Origin of the sequence: Micromonospora sp. DT41 (genome assembly GCF_049841715.1) — a bacterium.
GTDB classification, from domain to species: domain Bacteria; phylum Actinomycetota; class Actinomycetes; order Mycobacteriales; family Micromonosporaceae; genus Micromonospora; species Micromonospora profundi.
Genome location: NZ_JBNCKU010000004.1, coordinates 114,903 through 131,682, shown reverse-complemented (window position 1 = coordinate 131,682; position 16,780 = coordinate 114,903). Strand labels below are relative to the sequence as shown.

The following is a 16,780-nucleotide window of genomic DNA, read 5'->3' as shown; positions in this document are numbered from 1 at the left end:
AGGTCTGACCGTGGCAACACCCGCACGGTCCGGACCCGCCGGAGTCGGCCGCAACCCCGAATCCCCACTGCAGTCGGTCCCCGGCGCGAGCCAGGAGGAGATCCGGCGGCAGAACCTCGGCGCCGTCCTGCGCTACGTCCACCTGCACGGACCGACGTCCCGGGCCGAGTTGACGAGCCGGCTCGGCCTCAACCGCAGCACAATCGGCGCCCTGGCTGCCGAACTGACCGCAAGTGGTCTGGTCACCGAGGAGGTGCCGACCACCGCTCGCCGCGCCGGCCGTCCCTCACTGGTGGTCAGCCCGCGCTCCGACCGCGTCTACGCAAACGCGTTGAGCATCGACGCGGACCGGCTGCGTGCCGCACGGGTCGGCCTGGGCGGGCGCATCCTCGACCTGCGGGAGGTCGTCCGACCCGGAGGCATGTCGGCGATCGACGCCGTCGGCCCCCTGGCCGACCTCGTCCGCGACATGGAACGCGCCGTCGCACCCGACACACTGCTCGTCGGCGGCGCGGTCGCCGTCACCGACACCACCCGCGATCCGGACGGCCGCATTCGGATCGCAAGCGTCGACGAGAGTCTGGGTGCCGCCCTCGACGCCGAGTTCGGGCCCGGCCCGGGTTTCGTGACCGGTGACCTGGCCGACATCGCCGGCCTCGCCGAGCACATCCGAGGCGTGGCAGCGGACGTCGACGACCTCATCTACCTGCACGGCGACGTGGGCATCAGCGCCGGCATCATCGTCGCCGGACGGCTGGTGATGGGCCACCAGGGCCACAGCGGCAAGGTCGGCCACATGGTGGTCAACCCGAACGGACTGCCCTGCGGCTGCGGCTCGCGCGGCTGTTGGGAGACCGAGGTCGGCGAGGCCGCCCTGCTGCGCCACGCCGGCCGGGACGCCGGTGACCGCGCCGCCGTGACCGAGGTGCTGGCCGCGGCAGCAGACGGCGACCCGAGGGCGAGGGAGGCCGTCGAGCAGGTCGCCGACTGGCTCGGCTTCGGCGTGGGCAACCTGGTGAACGTCGTCAACCCGGATGCCGTCGTGTTCGGCGGCTCGCTGCGCGACGTCTTCATCGCCGGCGCGGACGTCGTCCGTCGGCGGCTGGACACCATGCCGCTGCCGATCTCCCGTGAGCACCTGCGGCTGCAACCGGCGGCCCTCGACGAGAACGCCGTCCTGATCGGCGCCGCCGAACTGGCCTTCGACAAGCTGCTGGCCGACCCACTCAACGTCGGCGTCGCCGGCCAGCTGGGGTGCGCCGACTCGGCGTAGGTGCCCTGGCCCGGTGCTGTCGCTCCTACTGCCGAGGCGCGGGCAGTTCCTGCACCACGCTCGTGCCGCTGCCCGGCCGGGACTCCCAGGACCAGGTCTCGTCCAGCCGCAGCCGGCCGTCGGCAAGCACCGTCACCTCGGAGACGCAGTGCCCCGACGACGTCTGCCCCTCGGCGTTGAGTTGGACGTAGCGGAAGTCCAGCCGGTCGCCCTCGCGGGTGCCGACGAGGTAGCCGCGACGGATCGACCCCCCGGCGTACTCGGCCCAGACCTCGCCGGCCCGCTCGTGGTACGCGAAGACCGTCTCCGTTCCCACCTCGCCGGCCACCACATCTGCCTCGGCGGCGAAACGCCGACCGTCCAACGAGATCGTCATGCCGCCGAAGGTACTCGATCAACTGGTCCCGTATCTCCTACCGTATGTTGTACGGTAGGCGCCTTCGATGCGTCGGAAGGGGATGGATGTGACAACGAGCGGTGTGGCGATAGTCGCCGAGGGGCTACGGAAGCGGTATCGGGACCGGTACGCCCTGGACGGCTTCGACCTGCGGGTGGACGCCGGGACGGTGTGTGGCCTGCTCGGCCCGAACGGGGCCGGCAAAACCACGTCGGTACGGATCCTGTCCACCCTGCTGCGACTGGACGGAGGGCGGGCCGAGGTTGCCGGCTTCGACGTGACCCGCCAGCCCGACCAGGTGCGCTGCCGGATCGGCCTGGTGGGGCAGCACCCTGCGCTCGACGAGGCGCTCAGTGGCCGGCAGAACCTCGTGCTCTTCGGCCGGCTGTTCCAGCTCGGTCGCCGCCGAGCCGGCCAGCGTGCCGACGAGCTGTTGGAGCGGTTCCCCCTCGCCGACGTCGGCGAGCGACCGGTAACCACGTACTCCGGAGGCATGCGTCGTCGCCTCGACCTGGCCGCCGGCATGGTCCTGGCGCCTGCCGTGCTCTTCCTCGACGAGCCCACGACCGGGCTGGACCCACGGGGCCGTAACGAGGTGTGGGCTTCGATCCGGGAGCTGGTCCACGCGGGCATCGACCCGGTGCCCTCGTGGAGGTGCTGCGGGCGCTCGACGCCGCGCCCTTCGTCGTCCCACCCTGGACGACGTGTTTCTGCGCCTCACCGGACGCGGTGTCGCCGAGGAGGTGGCAGCGTGAGCGTGACCCTGCCCTCGACGGTGGACCTGACGCCAGGCCGACCCGCTCCGCTGGCCGACAGCGGCACGCTCGTCTGGCGCGGCCTGGCCCGGTGGCGCCGCGATCCAAGCCCGTTGGTCGCTTCGCTCGGTTTCAACATCCTGATCGTGCTGATGTTCGCGTACCTGTTCGGCGGGGCGTTGCAGGTGCCCGGCGGTGGCAGCTACCGGGAGTTCCTGATGCCCGGCATGTTCGTGATGACCATGGTGTTCGGCATCAGTCTCACCACGATCGCCGTCGCCGAGGACCTGGAGCGCGGGGTGACCGACCGGCTTCGTTCGATGCCTGTCGCACCACTTGCCCCCCTCGTCGCCAGAGCCGTGACCGACATGCTGTTCGCCGTGGTCACCCTGGCGGTGCTGCTGGTCACGGGCCTCGCGGTGGGCTGGCGGGCGCACGGCGGGACGGGCGCCACGCTGGGCGCGGTGGGGTTGATCCTGCTGTTGCGGTTCGCCCTGGTCTGGGTCGGCATCTTCCTCGGCCTGGTCACCCGCGGTCAGTCGGCCGTGGTCGCCGTGCAGACCCTGGAGTTCCCGCTCGGCTTCCTCTCCAACGCGTTCGTCGCACCGGCCACCATGCCGGCCTGGCTCGGCGCGGTGGCCGAGTGGAACCCGCTTTCGGCGACTGTCGGGGCCGCCCGCGAGATGTTCGGCAACCCCGGCTGGGGCGGCGACTCCTGGGCGGCGCAGCACTACCCCTGGTTGGCCGTGGCCTGGCCGATAGTGCTGGTCGCCGTGTTCCTCCCACTCTCGGTCGCCCGTTACCGGCGGCCGGCCGGCTGAGTAGTGGGCGGGTGCGCCCCCGGTGGGCCCGGCCACCGGGGGCGCGTCGGTCAGCCCCCGGGACGCAACACCCGCGACGCGGCGGCGGCGTTGTCGGCGGCGGCCTGGCTGCGCTGGGTGCCGGTTACGCAGACGTCGTCGCCGATGAACGCCTCGCGCCACACGTAGCCGGCGACGCAGGTGTGCGGCCCGTACGGGCCGCTGATCCAGCGGCTCGCCGCCGAGGCGTTGTCGGCGAGCACCTGGGTACGCGTCGCCCCCGTCACGCAGACGTAGTCGGACTGGTCGGCGTCGCGCCAGACGTACCCGCTGACGCAGGTGTTCGGGCCGGCCACCAGTCGGGCCGGGTTACGCCGCGACGCGGCGGCGGCGTTGTCGGCGGCGGCCTGGCTGCGCTGCGTGCCGGTTACGCAGACGTCGTCCCCGGCGTACGCCTCGCGCCACACGTAGCCGGCGACGCAGGTGTGCGGCCCGTACGGGCCGTTCACCCAGCGACTGGCCGCCGAGGCGTTGTCCGCCCACACCTGGCTCCGGGTGGTGCCCGTGACGCAGACCAGGTCGCCGGGGCGGGCCTCGCGCCAGACGTACCCCTGCAGGCAGCGGTTGACCACATCGGTGGTCACGGTCACCGATGCGGCGTTGCCGGAGATCCAGTTCACGCCGATCTGGACGCCGTTGGCGTTGAGCGACTGGGCCGGCCCGCCGCCCGGGCCGGTGCGGAGCAGGGTGGGGGTGCCGTCGCGGACCTCGTGCAGCAGCACGGTGTCGGCGGGGATGCCGGCGCTCCAGCCGGTCTTGCGGCGGAACTCGACGGTGTAGTAGTGGAAGAGGTCGGCCGGGTCGAACGGGATGCGGATCAACTGTGGGCCGGTCGCGCCGGGCGCCTCCAGCGGTGCCATGGTGAGGGTACGCGAGCCGACCCCGTCGGCGGCCATGGTGAAGATCCGGTTCTTGGGCAGCCAGCCCAACTCGTCGCGGTTGGGTCCGTTGAGTCCGACGGCGCTGGTGCCGTAGTTCGCGGTGGTGAACGCGAAGATGTGCATGGCGCTCATCTCGTCCCACGGGTCGTCGTACTCGCCCGGCTGGGACCAGGACGCGTTCTGGTAGGTGGTGTCGTTGGAGAACGAGTGCCCCAGGTTGTAGCCGTGCAGCATCTCGTGCGCGGCGAAGCCGACGTTCCAGGCGCCCGGGTCGAGCAGCACCCGCCCGCCGGACGCACCCGAATCCACCCAGTCGTTGAGCATGACCGCGATCCGGTTGCCGGCCGGAACCGTGTAGCCGGCGGTCGCCGCGGTGTCCACGCAGCGCTGGATCCGGGTGCCCCGGTTGATCGACTGGAACTGCGCCAGCGTGTACGGCATGGTGTACCAGCCTCGGACGACCGACCCGGCCAGCGATACCCGTCCGCCGGACTGGTCGGCCAGGTAGTCCGCCACCCCGCCGGTGCCGATCCCGGCGGCGGTGAGGAAGTTGGCGAAGTGCGTCGGCGTTCGCGGCTCGGCCGGCTTGTCGCTGAACTTGCACAGCAGCACTGACCAGGCGGTGGCGTTGCGGATCGGACTGGCGGCGGCCGGGGCGGCCGGTAGCGCCACCGCACCGGCCATGGCGCAGGCGAGCGCCACGGCCGACGCGGCGACCCGACTGAGGATTCTGGACTTCACGCGTGCGCTCCCATCCCTGCGGCCCGCCGGACGCGGGCTCACGGTCCACATCGGAGCACTGATCGAGATCGGACAGACGCGTTCAGTCGCGTTGGCGACCGGCCTGGAATCCGACTCCGTGGGCCGGGTCATGTCGGTGGCCCGTCGCCCGGCTACGCGATCCGGCGGATCCGGCGCACCGCGAGATAGAGCAGGATCAGGGCGAGAGCGACGAAGATGCCCGTCTCGATGCCCTGGAACAGCCAGAATCGGTCCGCCGGCTGGTAGAGCTGCCAGTTGTACGCCCCGGGCTGGAGGCCCAGTTCGGCGCCGCAGGCTCGGCCGTCCGGGCCGCTGCCGCCCGATGGGCACTGGATCCGCGTATCCTCCGCCACCATCGTCCCATCGGCGTTCCGGATCCCGAGGGAGAGGATCCAGTCACCACGGTCGCCCTCCGGCGCCCCGACACCCTCGATCGGAAAGGTCTGCGTGCGGGCCGGCTGGTAGTGCGGGCGGGCCAGCAGTTCCACCGCCGCTCGTACCCCGATGAAGCCGGCCAGGGTGATGCCCATGGCCGGAAGCACCCGCTTCGACGCGGTGCCGGCGAAGATGCCGAGCGCCACCGCGAACAGGGTGTATCCGATCGGGACGATGCCCTGCAGGTCGAAGACGATCAGCCCGAGTCGACCCTCCCGGGCGGCTTCGGTCAGCGGTGCGACCCACCACGACATGCCCAGCCCGTAGCCGATCGCGAGGAGCAGCACCGCGGCGCCGACGAGCCCGAACTTCACCAGCGCCCAGTGGGTACGGCCGACGCCCTGGGTCCAGACGAACCGGTGGGTGCCCTGCTCCACCTCGCGTGCGACGAGCGGGGCGCCCCAGAACAGGCCGACCAGTACGGGCAGGGTGATCAGCAGGACGGCCACCAGGTTGAGGCTGCCGTACCTGTTGCTGAAGCGGTGGAAGGACGCCTCGCAGGTCTCTCGCGTCGCCTGGGCGACGTTCGCGTCGTTGAGCTGACGTACGCAGTCGGCCAGGCCGAGGTCGGCGAAGGTGCTCCGCATCGACAGGCCGATGGGCACCAGGGCCGCGGCCAGCACCACGAACCCCAGCAAGGTGTAGAGCGCCTGCTTGCGGTGTTGCCGCCAGGTCAACCAGATCATGCCGGCACTCCCCACTCGCTGTGGCTCGTCCGGGTGGCGCCGTCGGCCAGGTGGGCCAGGACGACGTCCTCCAGGCTGACCTCGCGCACCGTCCAGGAGGGATCGGTGATCGGGCCGTCGGTGCGGACCAGCAACGTGGACTGTCGGTCGGTGTGGCTGGCCCGGACGATGGCGGCGACGCCCCCGATCGGGCCGCCATCGTGCCGTGGGCCGACCAATTGACGGTGCTCGGCCACCAGATCGTCGACACCGCCGGCGAGCTGCACCTGGGCGGCGTTGAGCACGATCAGGTAGTCGCAGACGCGTTCCAGGTCGGCCAGTAGGTGCGAGGAGAGCAGAACGGTGGTCCCGGCGTCTGCCACGCTGCCCATCAGCGACTGGAGGAACTCCCGCCGGGCCAGCGGGTCGAGGCTGGCCACGGGCTCGTCGAGCAGCAGCAGCCGAGGCTGCTTGGCCAGCGCCAGCGCGAGGGCCACCTGGGCTCGCTGCCCGCCGGAGAGTTTGCCGACCGGCCTGTCGGGCGGTATCCCGAGCTGTGCCAGCCGGGTACGGGCCAGCGCGGCGTCCCACCGCCGGTTCAGCTTGCCGCCGGCCGTGACCAGCTCGGCGGCGGTGAAGTCCCGGTACAACGGGGTGTCCTGGGCGACGAACCCGATGTCCGCCAGTCCTTCCGTGTCGCCGTACGGCGACCGGCCGAACACCCGCACCGCGCCCGCGTCGGGCTTGAGCAGCCCGACCGCCAGGTGCAGCAGTGTGCTCTTACCGGCGCCGTTGGGCCCGACCAGCGCGGCGATCCGGCCGGCGGGCAGGTGCAGCGAGCAGTCCCGCAACGCCCACGTGCCGCCGTACCGCTTGCCCAGCCGGTCGGCCTCCAAGACCATGTCCATCTCTGTCCTCTCGTTCCGCTATGCGGGTTCCTTCTGCGGGGCGTCGTCGGCGAGGGTGGCGCGCAGCGTGGTCTCCACCAGGGCGATGACGTCCTCGGCCGTGAGGCCGGCGGCCTGCGCCCGGTGCAGCCAGGCGACCAGGTCGTCGCGCAGCTCGGCCTGGTTGGGCAGGGAGGCGCCGGCCAGGGTGCGCTGGACGAACGTGCCCACCCCTGGTCGGCCGCCGACCAGACCCTCGATCTCCAACTCCCGGTACGCCTTGAGCACCGTGTTCGGGTTGATCGCCAGGGACTGCGCGACGTCCCGCACCTTTGGCAGCTGATCTCCCGGCGACAGCAGGCCGACCCGCAGCGCCTGTTTCACCTGCTGCACGAGCTGCATGTAGGTGTTCACCTTCGACCGGCTGTCCAGCACGAACTCGATCACTCGGGATGATCCCTTCTATTGTCCTACGACAGTAGGACTAATAGACAGCTTCGGCGGATGGCGCAGCGCTGTCAAGGGCATCGCGGCGAGTCGCCGCCGATCCCACCCGATCCGGTGTGGCACGTCCGGGCCACACGTTGGCACCGAAGGGCCAAGCGGCCGGGAAGGGAACGGGCACGCGATCCCACGAAGACAGGAGGTGTTCGGTGGTCACCAACGAAGTCAGGGCGACGACGGCGACGCCGTTGCAGATCGCCCGCGCCCGGGGCCGGATACGGGGGCGGCTGATCCTGCTCGGTCCGGCGTTCGTCGCCGCCGTCGCCTACGTCGACCCGGGCAACTTCGCCACCAACTCCGCCGCCGGCGCCCGCTACGGCTACCTGCTGGTCTGGGTCGTGGTGGTGGCCAACCTGATGGCCATGCTGGTGCAGACGCTCACCGCCAAGCTGGGCCTGGCCACTGGTCGCAGCCTTCCCGAGCTGTGCCGGGAACGCCTGCCCCGACCGCTGAACCGGGTGATGTGGGTGCAGGCCGAGCTGGTGGCGATGGCCACCGACCTGGCCGAGGTGATCGGTGGCGCGGTCGCCCTGTACCTGCTCTTCGGCATCCCACTGCTGCCCGGTGGCATCATCATCGGCACCTGCGCGTTCGCCGTGCTCGCCCTGCGCTCGCGGGGCTTCCGCGCCTTCGAGATCGCCATCGCGATCGGGCTCGGCATCATCGTCCTGGCCTTCGCGGCCAACCTGCTCGCCGCCGGCTCCGACCCGGGCTCCGCCGTGGCCGGCCTGGTGCCTCGGCTCCAGGGCACGGACAGCGTCCTGCTGGCCGCCGGCATCCTCGGCGCCACAGTCATGCCGCACGTCATCTACGTCCACTCGGCTCTGACCCGGGACCGCATCCCCGCCGCCGACGACACCGAGCGCCGTACGCTGTTCCGTGGCCAGCGGACCGACGTGCTGCTCGCCCTCACGGCGGCCGGCGCGGTCAACCTCGCCATGCTGCTGATCGCCGCGGCCAGCTTCCGCGGCGGCGGCCCGGCCGGCGCCGACAGCCTGGAAGGCGTGCATGGCGGTCTCGGCGAGACCATCGGCACCGCCGCCGCGTTCGGCTTCGCCATCGCCCTGCTGGTCTCCGGCCTCGCCTCCACAAGCGTCGGCACCTACGCCGGCGAAGTGATCATGCAGGGCTTCCTGCGCCGACGGATCCCGCTGCTGCTGCGCCGACTCGTGACCCTGCTGCCCGCGCTGGCAGTGCTCGCCATCGGCCTCGACCCCACCCGCGCTCTCGTGCTGTCGCAGGTCATCCTGAGCTTCGGCATCCCGTTCGCGCTGATCCCGGTGGTCGCCTTCACACGCCGGCGCGACCTCATGGGCAACCTGGTCAACCACCCCCTCACCACCGCCGCCGCATCGCTCGTGGCCCTGCTGGTGGTCGCGCTGAACGCGTTCCTGCTCTGGCAGGTCGTCGCCGGCTGAACCGCCCGCTGTGCCGCCGTCGTGCGGCGCGAGCGTGAGGCCTGTGAGTCCGAGCCGGCCGGGCGGTCGGTTGCCGCCGCCGTCCGCGTGATGTCTGTGAGTCATCAAAATGACTCACAGACATCACCGCGTCGGGGAGGGGCCGGGCCCGGCCCGGCTGGCTGGGTCTCGGTCAGGTCCGGCGGCCCTCGTCGCGGGTGGGGATCTCCTGGCGCTGTTCGAGGGCGTCCGCCGGGTTGGCGTCGGCCGGAAGGGTCGTGACCTCCTCAAGCGTTCCCGCCGGCAGGGCGCCCTGCTCGGCCAGATCCGCCTCGGACGCCTCCGGGTCGATGTCACCAGACACCCGGTCCGGCGGCCCGTAGTCGACGGCGTTCTGCCGTTGCTCAAGCGCATCCGCCTCTGGGGGAGGAAACGCCGCGTCCTGTTCATCCCGGTACGTGCTCATCGGAGCCTCCTGCCCGGCGGGTGTCGACAGGACGCCGGGCCGCTGCCTACCCGGCGCCGCCGAGCGCATGCCCGGAGATCACATCGCGGGGCGCCCACGCCCACGCTGTGCCAGGAGCGCGCTCACGGCCTCGGCGGTCTCGGGATGGGCGGCCAGCAGGGCGCCTACCAGAGGCTGTGGCGCGGCAGCGGCGACCGCGCCCGTGGGGGTCGGAGGCGCCAGCCACGGCGGCACCCAGGCATCCAGCTCCGGCAGCGCCCCCGGGAAGATGCGCCCCGCCTCGCGGACCAGCAACGGGACCAGTTCCGGCCCCTGGTCCCGCAGTGTGGTGATGAGGGTGGGCAGCCAGGGCAGCAGCACCGGGTCGGGCAGTTGGGCGAAGGCGGTGGACATCGTCTCGACGACGAACGGCGCCAACCCGGGCACCGGCTCCAGCGCGTGCACGAGCCCGGCAAGGTACTGCGGGAAGGCGGGGACCACCAGCGGATTGGCCAGCAGCTCGGCGCACCGGACCCGCAGCTCGGCGAGCGGCAGCTGGCCGAGCTGGTGCTGACCCGCCCAGAGCAGGGCGACCTTCGCCGGAGCCGTCGGATGTGACTGTGCGACCGCCAACTCCAACTGGTGCCGATCACAGCCCAGTGACAGGGCCAGGCCCTCCATGGAGAACAGGAAGCCGAGCATCGCGGCGACCTGCCGGACCTCCGTCTCCTCCGCTGTCACGGCGGTCGGCAGCAGGGTGCAGTAGTGCGCGTACCCGGTGGTGACGAACGCCTCGCACCAGGCCGGCAGGCTCGCCGTGGTGGCCCGGTAGTGAGCCAACAGTCGACGGATACGCCGCAGCACGTCCGGGGCGCCGTCGACGGTGCGCTCGGCGGCGAGCAGGTCCACCGCCCGCGCGCCCAACTCGTCGACCAGGCGGGGGCTGCCGAGCAGCCGGATGGCGTCCTCCACGGCGGCGAGCGCACCTGAGGCGGTGGCGTCGGGGCCGCGTACCGCCCGGCGCAGCCGCTGCTCCAGGACCTGCTCGACTGTCACACCTTCGTAGCCCAGCTCGATGAGCGCGCGCTGGTGGTGGCCGAGTGCCAGGTCCCAGCTCTCCTGGATCGAACGGTGCCCGAGCCGGCGCTCACCCATGATCGGGCGTACCGCGGCCGGCGGTAGCAGGTGCCGAAGGATCCACAGCAGGTCCGAGCAGGGGGCCAGCTCCGGGTGACCGGCCAGGTCCAGCAGAGCCCGTTGGACGGACCGTTTCTCCAGTGCCAGGCCGAGCGGCTGGAGCCTGTCGAGGACGTCGCGGGCCAGGGGCGGGAGGGCGTCGTAGCCGACCTGACCGACCCGGTCGCCGCCCAACAGGATCTCGCAGAGCCGCCGCACGTCGCGACGGCCGGGTACCACGTCCTTCTCGATGCAGGTGACCGCCGCGTCGGCGAAGTCGTACGGGGTGGGTCGGGCCCGATTGCGCAGACCGGCAAGCAGGACCGAGGTCTCGAAGACGGCTATCGCGTCGGCGGTGCTGGCCAGGTACCCGTTGCGGCGGGCCAGCCGGACGATGTCGACGCACCAGCCGCGCAGCTCCGCCTCGTCGAGGCCGTCCAGGGCCGGCGGGGCGGAGAGAAAACCGGTGAGTACGTCGCTGACCGGACCGTCGACGGGGGAGGGCGCCGCCGGGGCGCGGCCCCGCCGGCCCCGGGTCGCCGTGGTGCGTTGACCCTCCAGCCGGTACGGGGACAGCCGGTGACGGCTCACCGCCTTCGTCCACGTCGCTGCGGCGATCGACACCGAGCCGGGCGCCAGGCCGAACTGCGCCTCGATAGCGGAGTGACTGGACGGGATCAGCCCGTACCGCCAGCGGGTGTCGGTGCGCGGGGTGATGGTGAAATCGGCGGCGACGGAGTCCAGCCCGAACTGCTCGACCCGGCTTGCGGCGTGGAAGGCGCCGCAGACGTAGAGACACTCGGAGGGATCGACGCCGGAGGCGGCCAGGTGCTGGCGCATCCGCGTCCACATGTACCGCTCGCGGTCCTCGTCACGGTCCAGCCGGTCCGTGCCGGTCGGGCGCAGCCGCCGGAACAGGCTGCCGATCAGCACCATCACCTGTCGGTAGGTGTCGTAGTCGGCGTCGGCCAGCGGGCCTTCGACGTACTGGTCCCACCACTCCGACCAGTGCCGCACCTTGCCGTGGTGCAGCAGGTACGCCTCCAGCTCCGCGAATCGGGGCCGCAGGTCACCGATCTCCACCCCGACGGCGTCGCCGTGCAACCCGGACTCTTCGCCGGTCTGCGCGGCCGGCACGGTGTCGCCGCCCTCGGCGGTCGGATCCGGGCGCGGCGACCACTGGAAGACGTGGTCGGTGGAGCGGTCCACAAGCACCAGCTCCACGCCCGGGGTCTCCAGCGCGTACGCGATGGCCTGGTATTCCGCCGACGCCTCCGTGACGGGCGCGACCACACTTAGCGGCCCCCAGTCTGCGGGGAAACCGGACAGCTCCGACGCGAATGCCTGCACCGCCACCGGCAGACGGCAGTTGCGCAGCTCGCCGAGCAGTGGCTGGAGATCCTCGCACAGCTCCAGGTAGATCACCCGGGGTTGCTTGGCCCGCAGTCGGCGCACCATGGCAAGCGCGGACGCCGGTGAGTGGTGGCAGACCGGGAAGATCTCCAACCGCTCGCCGAGGGCGCGGTCGACGTCGTCGACGATGCCCGCGAGGATCGCACCGAGCGCGTCGGGGGAGCCCGCGAACGCGGATGCCGCGTCGGTGAGCTGCTCGCGCAGCGCGCCGAACGTGCCGGCGACGGTCGGTGCGGTCACGACAGGGACGCGATCGCCTGGCGACCGCCGTCGAGGAAGCCCGCCCACCCGTCGGCGTCCTTACGCGCGCGCGGCTCCACCACGCCGTGCAGGTACTTGTTGAGGATCGCCAGGTCCTCCGGGCTGCGCCGGGCCAGCGAGCCGACCAGGGAGCCGGCGATCGTGGCAGCCCGCAGCGTACGGTCGCCGAAGAACTGGCTGTGCAGGATGGCGTCCTCCAGTACGCCGATCTGCTCGGCGGTGGACAGCGCCGACTCCAGCTTTTCGTCGTCGCTTGTCGCGGCGGCGGCACCGGCCCGCAGGTCGGCGAAGCTCTGCAGCAGGATGTCGAGCAGTGTGGGCGGCACGTCCAGCTCGATGCGGTGCCGGCGCAGCAGCTCCTCGGTGCGGAAGCGGACGATCTCGGCCTCGCTGCGCTTGTTCGTCACCACTGGGATCCGGACGAAGTTGAACCGCCGCTTGAGCGCGGAGGAGAGGTCGTTGACACCTCTGTCGCGGCTGTTCGCGGTCGCGATGATCGAGAAGCCGGGCTGGGCGAAGACGATGTTGTCGTGGTCCAACTCGGGGATGGCCACGTACTTCTCGGACAGGATCGAGATCAACGCGTCCTGCACGTCGCTTGTGGAACGGGTCAGCTCCTCGAAGCGGCCGACCACACCCTGCTCCATCGCCGTCATGATCGGCGACGGGATCATCGAGTCCCGGGACTGTCCCTTGGCGATCACCATGGAGACGTTCCACGAGTATTTGATGTGGTCCTCCGTGGTGCCGGCGGTGCCCTGCACGACAAGTGTCGAGTTGCGGCAGATCGCGGCGGCCAGCAACTCGGCCAACCAGCTCTTGCCGGTGCCGGGGTCACCGATCAGCAGCAGGCCGCGATCCGAGGCCAGTGTGACGATGGCCCGTTCGACGAAGCTGCGGTCGCCGAACCACTTTTGCGGGATCTCCCGGGACAGGCCGTCGGCCCGCTCCGAGCCAAGGATGAACAGACGGACCATGCGTGGGCTCAGCCGCCAGGAGAACGGCTTCGGGCCGGTGTCGACCGACTCGAGGAAATCCAGCTCGTCGGCGTACGTGACCTCGGCGGGGGCGCGCAGCATCTCGGACATGAGGGGGTTGGTCTCCTAGGTGAGGAAGTTCTTCAGCTCGACGACGAGTTTGCGGATGTGCCCGGAGATGACCGGGGTGCCCTGGTCCTTGAGGCGTTGCCGGAACCAGGGGTTGACGCTCTGCTGCCCGGAACTGCTTACCGAGCCGACCGGGATGACCCGTGCACCGGAGCGGTGGACGGCCTGTAGACCGTCGAAGACCGCCTGGTTGTTGACCTCGTAGAAGTCGGAGATCCACACCAGCACTGTGTTCTTCGGCTCGGCGATCTTCGGCCGGGCCAGCGCCAGCGCTGCCGTGCCGTCGGTGCCGCCGCCCAACTGGGTACGCAGCAACACCTCGAACGGGTCGTGCACCCACGGCGTGAGGTCAAGTGCCCGGGTGTCGTACGCGACCAGGTGCACGTCGACCTTCGGCAACCCGGCGAAGATCGACGCGAGGATCGTGCAGTTGACCATCGAGTCGACCATGGAGCCGGACTGGTCGACGACGACGATGAGCCGGGCCGGCGTCGTACGCCGGGCGGTCTGCCGGTAGTAGAGCCGGTCGACGTAGAGCCGCTCGTCCTCCGGGCTCCAGTTGGTCAGGTTCTGCCAGATGGTCCGGTCGAGGTCAAGGTTGCGGAACACCCGCTTGGGCGGCACCGACCGGTCCAGTTCGCCCACGCTGGTCTGCTGCACCTGCGTACGCAGCACCTCGGCGACCTCGTCGACGAAACGCCGGATCAACGCCTTGGCGTTGGCCAGCGCCACCCCGGAGAGGTTGGCCTTGTCCCGCAGCAACTGCTCGATCAGTGACATGCTCGGTGTCAACGCCTTGGCCAGCGCCGGGTCGGCGAGCACCTCCCGCAGGTGCATCCGCCGGACCAGGTCACCCTCCAGCCCCGCGAGGGTGGCACCCAGCCCACTGCCTTCGCGGCGCAGGTCGCCGGGCTCGCTTCCGAGGGCCTGCTCGAACCAGCCGGCGTCGGACTGCCAGCGGGCCAGCTGGGTGGCGCTTACCGGACCGGAGCCGGTGGCGAACACGTTGAGCAGTACCTTCGACACGAGCGCGGCCCGGCGCACCTCGGCCTCGCCCGGCCGGTAGATCGCGCCGGCAACTGGGCCGTCGTCGGCAGAGCTGTCGGCACCAGGACCGGCACCAGGACTGGCACCAGGACCGGCACCAGGGGCGTCGGCAGCAGAGCTGCCGGCGGCGGACTCCTCGTCGGAGGTGAGCAGCCCGCGCAGCTCGGCCGCGAGCGCCGGGAAGCGCTGCACGATGGTGTCCACCGAGACCGCCGGGTCCAGCAGGGCGGCGGGCAGCCCGAGATCGTCGACAAGTGCGACGCTTGCCGACTCCAGGTTGGGTTGCTCGTCGCGGTCGAAGAGGCGTGACAGCAGCCTCCAGTAGAGGACCTGGCGGCGGTTGGCGTCGGCGGACGCGGCGGTGGTGGTGGGCTCGGTCATCGGCGCAGCAACCGTCCCGCGCGTTCGCGCAACACGGCCACGGCATCGCCTGCCCTGGCCTCCTCCTTGGCGATCTTCGGATCGGTGACGCCGCACGCCCAGTCGCCGTTGTGCGCCTGCACCGTCCGCCGCTTGACAGTGGCGCGTACCGCCAATGGTTGGAGCTGCCACCGGCAGTCGTCCCAGCGCAGCAGGCCCAGGCAGGCGGACGAGGCGGCCACCAGCTCTGCCGTGAGGGGACCGGCGGCCGGTAACCGGTCGACGGCCAGGACGACCCGTTCGCCGTCCACCTCGACGGCGAGCGTCCCGTCCTCGTCGCGGAGCGGGGTGCCCTCGATGAGGACGGGCTCGCCGATGGCTGTCGGGTGTCTGTCCAGTGGGGCGGTCGCCGCCGCGACGGCCGCGGGCAGCAGCACCCGGGCAGTGGCGAACGGGTCCGCAGGCTCGTCGAGTCGGACCCGTTCGTCGGCCCAGCCCAGGTCGCCGCCGTGCAGCGGCAGCTCGGTGACTGTCAGTGCCCGCTGCTCGGCCAGCGCCGTGAGCAGCGTCGGATGCGTCGACAGCAACCGCCAGACTGCCGGACCGACGATTGTGGCCACCTTCGCGGCGGCGACCGCCGTGCGGACCAGCAGAGGCTGCCCGCCGTCAGTCGGCTCCAGAACGGCGTGCAGTTGCACCTGCACTGCCGTGTCGTGGACGTGCAGGTCCACGCCGAGCGGCAGCAGTCGCCCGGAGACCCGTGGTGCCTCGTCGGTGACCTGGGTGCCCTCGGTGAGGAGCACGCCCCGGGCCCAGAGATCGGCCCAGCGCTGTGCCGGCACCTCCGCCATCGTGGCGATCGGCACGCAGGCCCGCAGCTCGGCGGCCAGGCCGTCGAGCAGCACCGCGAGCCGACGGAGCGCCGGCACGGCAAGGGCGGCCTCGACGGTCGAGGCGGCAGAGGACAGCAGTTCGTGGTCGACACCGCGCCAGCCGGCGACCGCCACCTCGTGCCACCACGCCCGCGCACCCGCGAGGGCGGGCAACGCCTCGGCGGCTTGGACCGTCGGAGCCGTCCATGGTGACCGTGCCCGGGTCGCCGCAGTGTCGAACTGCGTCAGCAGTGCGTCGTGTGCCGCGCCGAGCAGCGCCGAGCGTGCCCCGGCGAGCGCGCCGAGGTGCTCCGGCCTGACCGACCCGGCGGTGATCGCGGCGACAGCGGCGGCGACCGGGTCGGCCAGCGGCGTGCCGACGAACGCGTGGGCGAACGCGGCCAGTGCTGCCCCGTCCCGCTCGCCGACCCGGCCGAAGCCGTTGGTGAGGGCGTCGTCGAAGCCGGCGACCACGTCGAGCGTGTCGGCCAACCCGACCGGAACCTCGCGGAGCTGCGCGAGGTGCGTGCCGCGCATCAGCGGGTCGCCCCGGTGCCCGGGAACCACTGGAGCTCGGGAAGCGCGCTCGTGCTGCCCGGCAGCTCCAGGTACGACAGGTGACGCAGGAAGCGACTGAACACCATCGCCGCCGAGGCCGGCTCGGGCTGGCCGTCGAGTCGGGCCAGCAGGTCCGCGCCGCCGGCCACCCCGTCGCCGATGTCGACCCGCAGGTAGCGGGCGACCCGGTCGGCGCCGTACTGGAGGAGCGCCTCGTCGGTGAGCGCGTGCAGGTGCTTGCACGGTGCGCCGCGCAGGCCGCCGCAGGGTCGGTTGTTGTTGGTGCTGCACTGGTAGGCGTGGGTGCCGGCGGAGATCGACGAGACGTAGACCCGCTCGATGTCCGACCCGCTGGAGACGACGCCCTGCAACCGCCCGTCGGCCAGCTCGACGAAGGGCACCTTCGCCAGCTTGCGGGGCCGCGCGGGCGGCACCACCGCCAGCACGCTGCGCCGCCGCAAGCCGGCTCCGTCGGCGTCCGTCACGTCCCGCCCTCCCGCCATCGACAAACTCAGGATGATGCGCACGCCCGCCGATGCCCGGCGGCGTTGCGACGACACGATCATGGACTACGGGTACGACGAAACGGCGGCGCGCCGTCATCTGGGACGGCCCACCAGGGGCGGTGCGTGGCGCCCCGAATCCGCGACCGGGCGGAGCGACAGTACGTCGACATGGGGTGTGGCGTGCGCCCCGATGGCCGTCGCAGGTGGTCGTGATCAGCAA

Annotated in this window: 13 protein-coding genes and 2 pseudogenes; 4 read left to right on the top strand and 11 right to left on the bottom strand. The window is 71.6% G+C overall.

Going from position 1 to position 16,780, the window contains the following annotated elements; all coding sequences use genetic code 11:
• Positions 1 to 67 precede the first annotated feature (67 nt).
• Positions 68 to 1,273, top strand: a complete 1,206-nt coding sequence (locus ACLQ23_RS09135; RefSeq protein WP_355595534.1) for an ROK family transcriptional regulator — start codon at positions 68 to 70, stop codon at positions 1,271 to 1,273.
• Between the two features lie 25 nt (positions 1,274 to 1,298).
• Here ACLQ23_RS09135 and ACLQ23_RS09130 read toward each other — a convergent pair whose 3' ends face one another.
• Positions 1,299 to 1,649 carry a hypothetical protein gene (locus ACLQ23_RS09130; protein WP_355595514.1) on the bottom strand — a complete coding sequence of 117 codons (351 nt, stop codon included), beginning with the start codon at positions 1,647 to 1,649 and terminating at the stop codon, positions 1,299 to 1,301.
• An 82-nt stretch (positions 1,650 to 1,731) separates the two neighbouring features.
• On the opposite strand from ACLQ23_RS09130, the pseudogene ACLQ23_RS09125 reads away from it, so the two are divergent.
• Positions 1,732 to 2,302: pseudogene (locus ACLQ23_RS09125) on the top strand (ATP-binding cassette domain-containing protein); the annotation flags it as partial.
• A gap of 125 nt (positions 2,303 to 2,427) precedes the next feature.
• Positions 2,428 to 3,246: an ABC transporter permease gene (locus ACLQ23_RS09120; protein ID WP_425735493.1), complete on the top strand. Its 819-nt coding sequence runs from the start codon at positions 2,428 to 2,430 to the stop codon at positions 3,244 to 3,246.
• Between the two features lie 50 nt (positions 3,247 to 3,296).
• Here the strand turns inward: ACLQ23_RS09120 and ACLQ23_RS09115 are convergent, their stop codons facing one another.
• The 4 genes from ACLQ23_RS09115 to ACLQ23_RS09100 form a co-directional block, all read right to left on the bottom strand.
• A complete protein-coding gene (locus ACLQ23_RS09115; protein ID WP_355595512.1) occupies positions 3,297 to 4,907 on the bottom strand; it encodes a hypothetical protein in 1,611 nt (536 codons plus the stop codon).
• Between the two features lie 152 nt (positions 4,908 to 5,059).
• The gene (locus tag ACLQ23_RS09110) at positions 5,060 to 6,049 is read right to left on the bottom strand and encodes an ABC transporter permease (RefSeq protein ID WP_355595510.1); all 990 of its coding nucleotides are present in this window, start codon (positions 6,047 to 6,049) and stop codon (positions 5,060 to 5,062) included.
• Positions 6,046 to 6,936, bottom strand: coding sequence for an ABC transporter ATP-binding protein (locus tag ACLQ23_RS09105; protein WP_355595508.1), 891 nt, complete (start codon positions 6,934 to 6,936; stop codon positions 6,046 to 6,048). The genes ACLQ23_RS09110 and ACLQ23_RS09105 overlap by 4 nt, the downstream gene beginning before the upstream one ends.
• Before the next feature lie 18 nt (positions 6,937 to 6,954).
• Entirely contained in the window at positions 6,955 to 7,362 is a 408-nt protein-coding gene (locus ACLQ23_RS09100) for a GntR family transcriptional regulator (protein ID WP_355595506.1), read from the bottom strand.
• Between the two features lie 206 nt (positions 7,363 to 7,568).
• On the opposite strand from ACLQ23_RS09100, the gene ACLQ23_RS09095 reads away from it, so the two are divergent.
• Positions 7,569 to 8,837, top strand: coding sequence for an Nramp family divalent metal transporter (locus tag ACLQ23_RS09095; protein WP_355627991.1), 1,269 nt, complete (start codon positions 7,569 to 7,571; stop codon positions 8,835 to 8,837).
• A gap of 172 nt (positions 8,838 to 9,009) precedes the next feature.
• On the opposite strand, the gene ACLQ23_RS09090 is transcribed toward ACLQ23_RS09095, so the two are convergent.
• The 6 genes and pseudogenes from ACLQ23_RS09090 to ACLQ23_RS09065 all read right to left on the bottom strand — a co-directional run bounded on the left by ACLQ23_RS09090 (position 9,010) and on the right by ACLQ23_RS09065 (position 16,500).
• Positions 9,010 to 9,282, bottom strand: coding sequence for a hypothetical protein (locus tag ACLQ23_RS09090; RefSeq protein WP_355595502.1), 273 nt, complete (start codon positions 9,280 to 9,282; stop codon positions 9,010 to 9,012).
• A gap of 111 nt (positions 9,283 to 9,393) precedes the next feature.
• A pseudogene (locus tag ACLQ23_RS09085) lies at positions 9,394 to 12,090 on the bottom strand (DUF5682 family protein); the annotation flags it as partial.
• Complete coding sequence (locus ACLQ23_RS09080) at positions 12,087 to 13,199, bottom strand: ATP-binding protein (RefSeq protein ID WP_355595498.1); 1,113 nt, start codon at positions 13,197 to 13,199, stop codon at positions 12,087 to 12,089. The gene ACLQ23_RS09080 and the pseudogene ACLQ23_RS09085, both read right to left, overlap by 4 nt.
• Positions 13,200 to 13,214: 15 nt before the next feature.
• Entirely contained in the window at positions 13,215 to 14,645 is a 1,431-nt protein-coding gene (locus tag ACLQ23_RS09075) for a VWA domain-containing protein (protein WP_425735475.1), read from the bottom strand.
• Positions 14,642 to 16,033 (bottom strand): hypothetical protein, encoded by a 1,392-nt coding sequence (locus tag ACLQ23_RS09070; RefSeq protein ID WP_355595497.1) that lies wholly within the window; start codon positions 16,031 to 16,033, stop codon positions 14,642 to 14,644. Before ACLQ23_RS09070 ends, ACLQ23_RS09075 begins: the two co-directional genes overlap by 4 nt.
• The gene (locus ACLQ23_RS09065) at positions 16,033 to 16,500 is read right to left on the bottom strand and encodes a hypothetical protein (protein ID WP_355595530.1); all 468 of its coding nucleotides are present in this window, start codon (positions 16,498 to 16,500) and stop codon (positions 16,033 to 16,035) included. The genes ACLQ23_RS09070 and ACLQ23_RS09065 overlap by 1 nt, the downstream gene beginning before the upstream one ends.
• Positions 16,501 to 16,780: the final 280 nt, after the last annotated feature.

Excerpts from the sequence above, each read along its gene's own strand:
- ACLQ23_RS09130 (WP_355595514.1), bottom strand. The coding sequence starts at position 1,649 with ATGACGATCTCGTTGGACGGTCGGCGTTTCGCCGCCGAGGCAGATGTG.
- ACLQ23_RS09110 (WP_355595510.1), bottom strand. The coding sequence starts at position 6,049 with ATGATCTGGTTGACCTGGCGGCAACACCGCAAGCAGGCGCTCTACACC.
- ACLQ23_RS09105 (WP_355595508.1), bottom strand. The coding sequence starts at position 6,936 with ATGGACATGGTCTTGGAGGCCGACCGGCTGGGCAAGCGGTACGGCGGC.
- ACLQ23_RS09090 (WP_355595502.1), bottom strand. The coding sequence starts at position 9,282 with ATGAGCACGTACCGGGATGAACAGGACGCGGCGTTTCCTCCCCCAGAG.
- ACLQ23_RS09080 (WP_355595498.1), bottom strand. The coding sequence starts at position 13,199 with ATGTCCGAGATGCTGCGCGCCCCCGCCGAGGTCACGTACGCCGACGAG.
- ACLQ23_RS09075 (WP_425735475.1), bottom strand. The coding sequence starts at position 14,645 with ATGACCGAGCCCACCACCACCGCCGCGTCCGCCGACGCCAACCGCCGC.
- ACLQ23_RS09070 (WP_355595497.1), bottom strand. The coding sequence starts at position 16,033 with ATGCGCGGCACGCACCTCGCGCAGCTCCGCGAGGTTCCGGTCGGGTTG.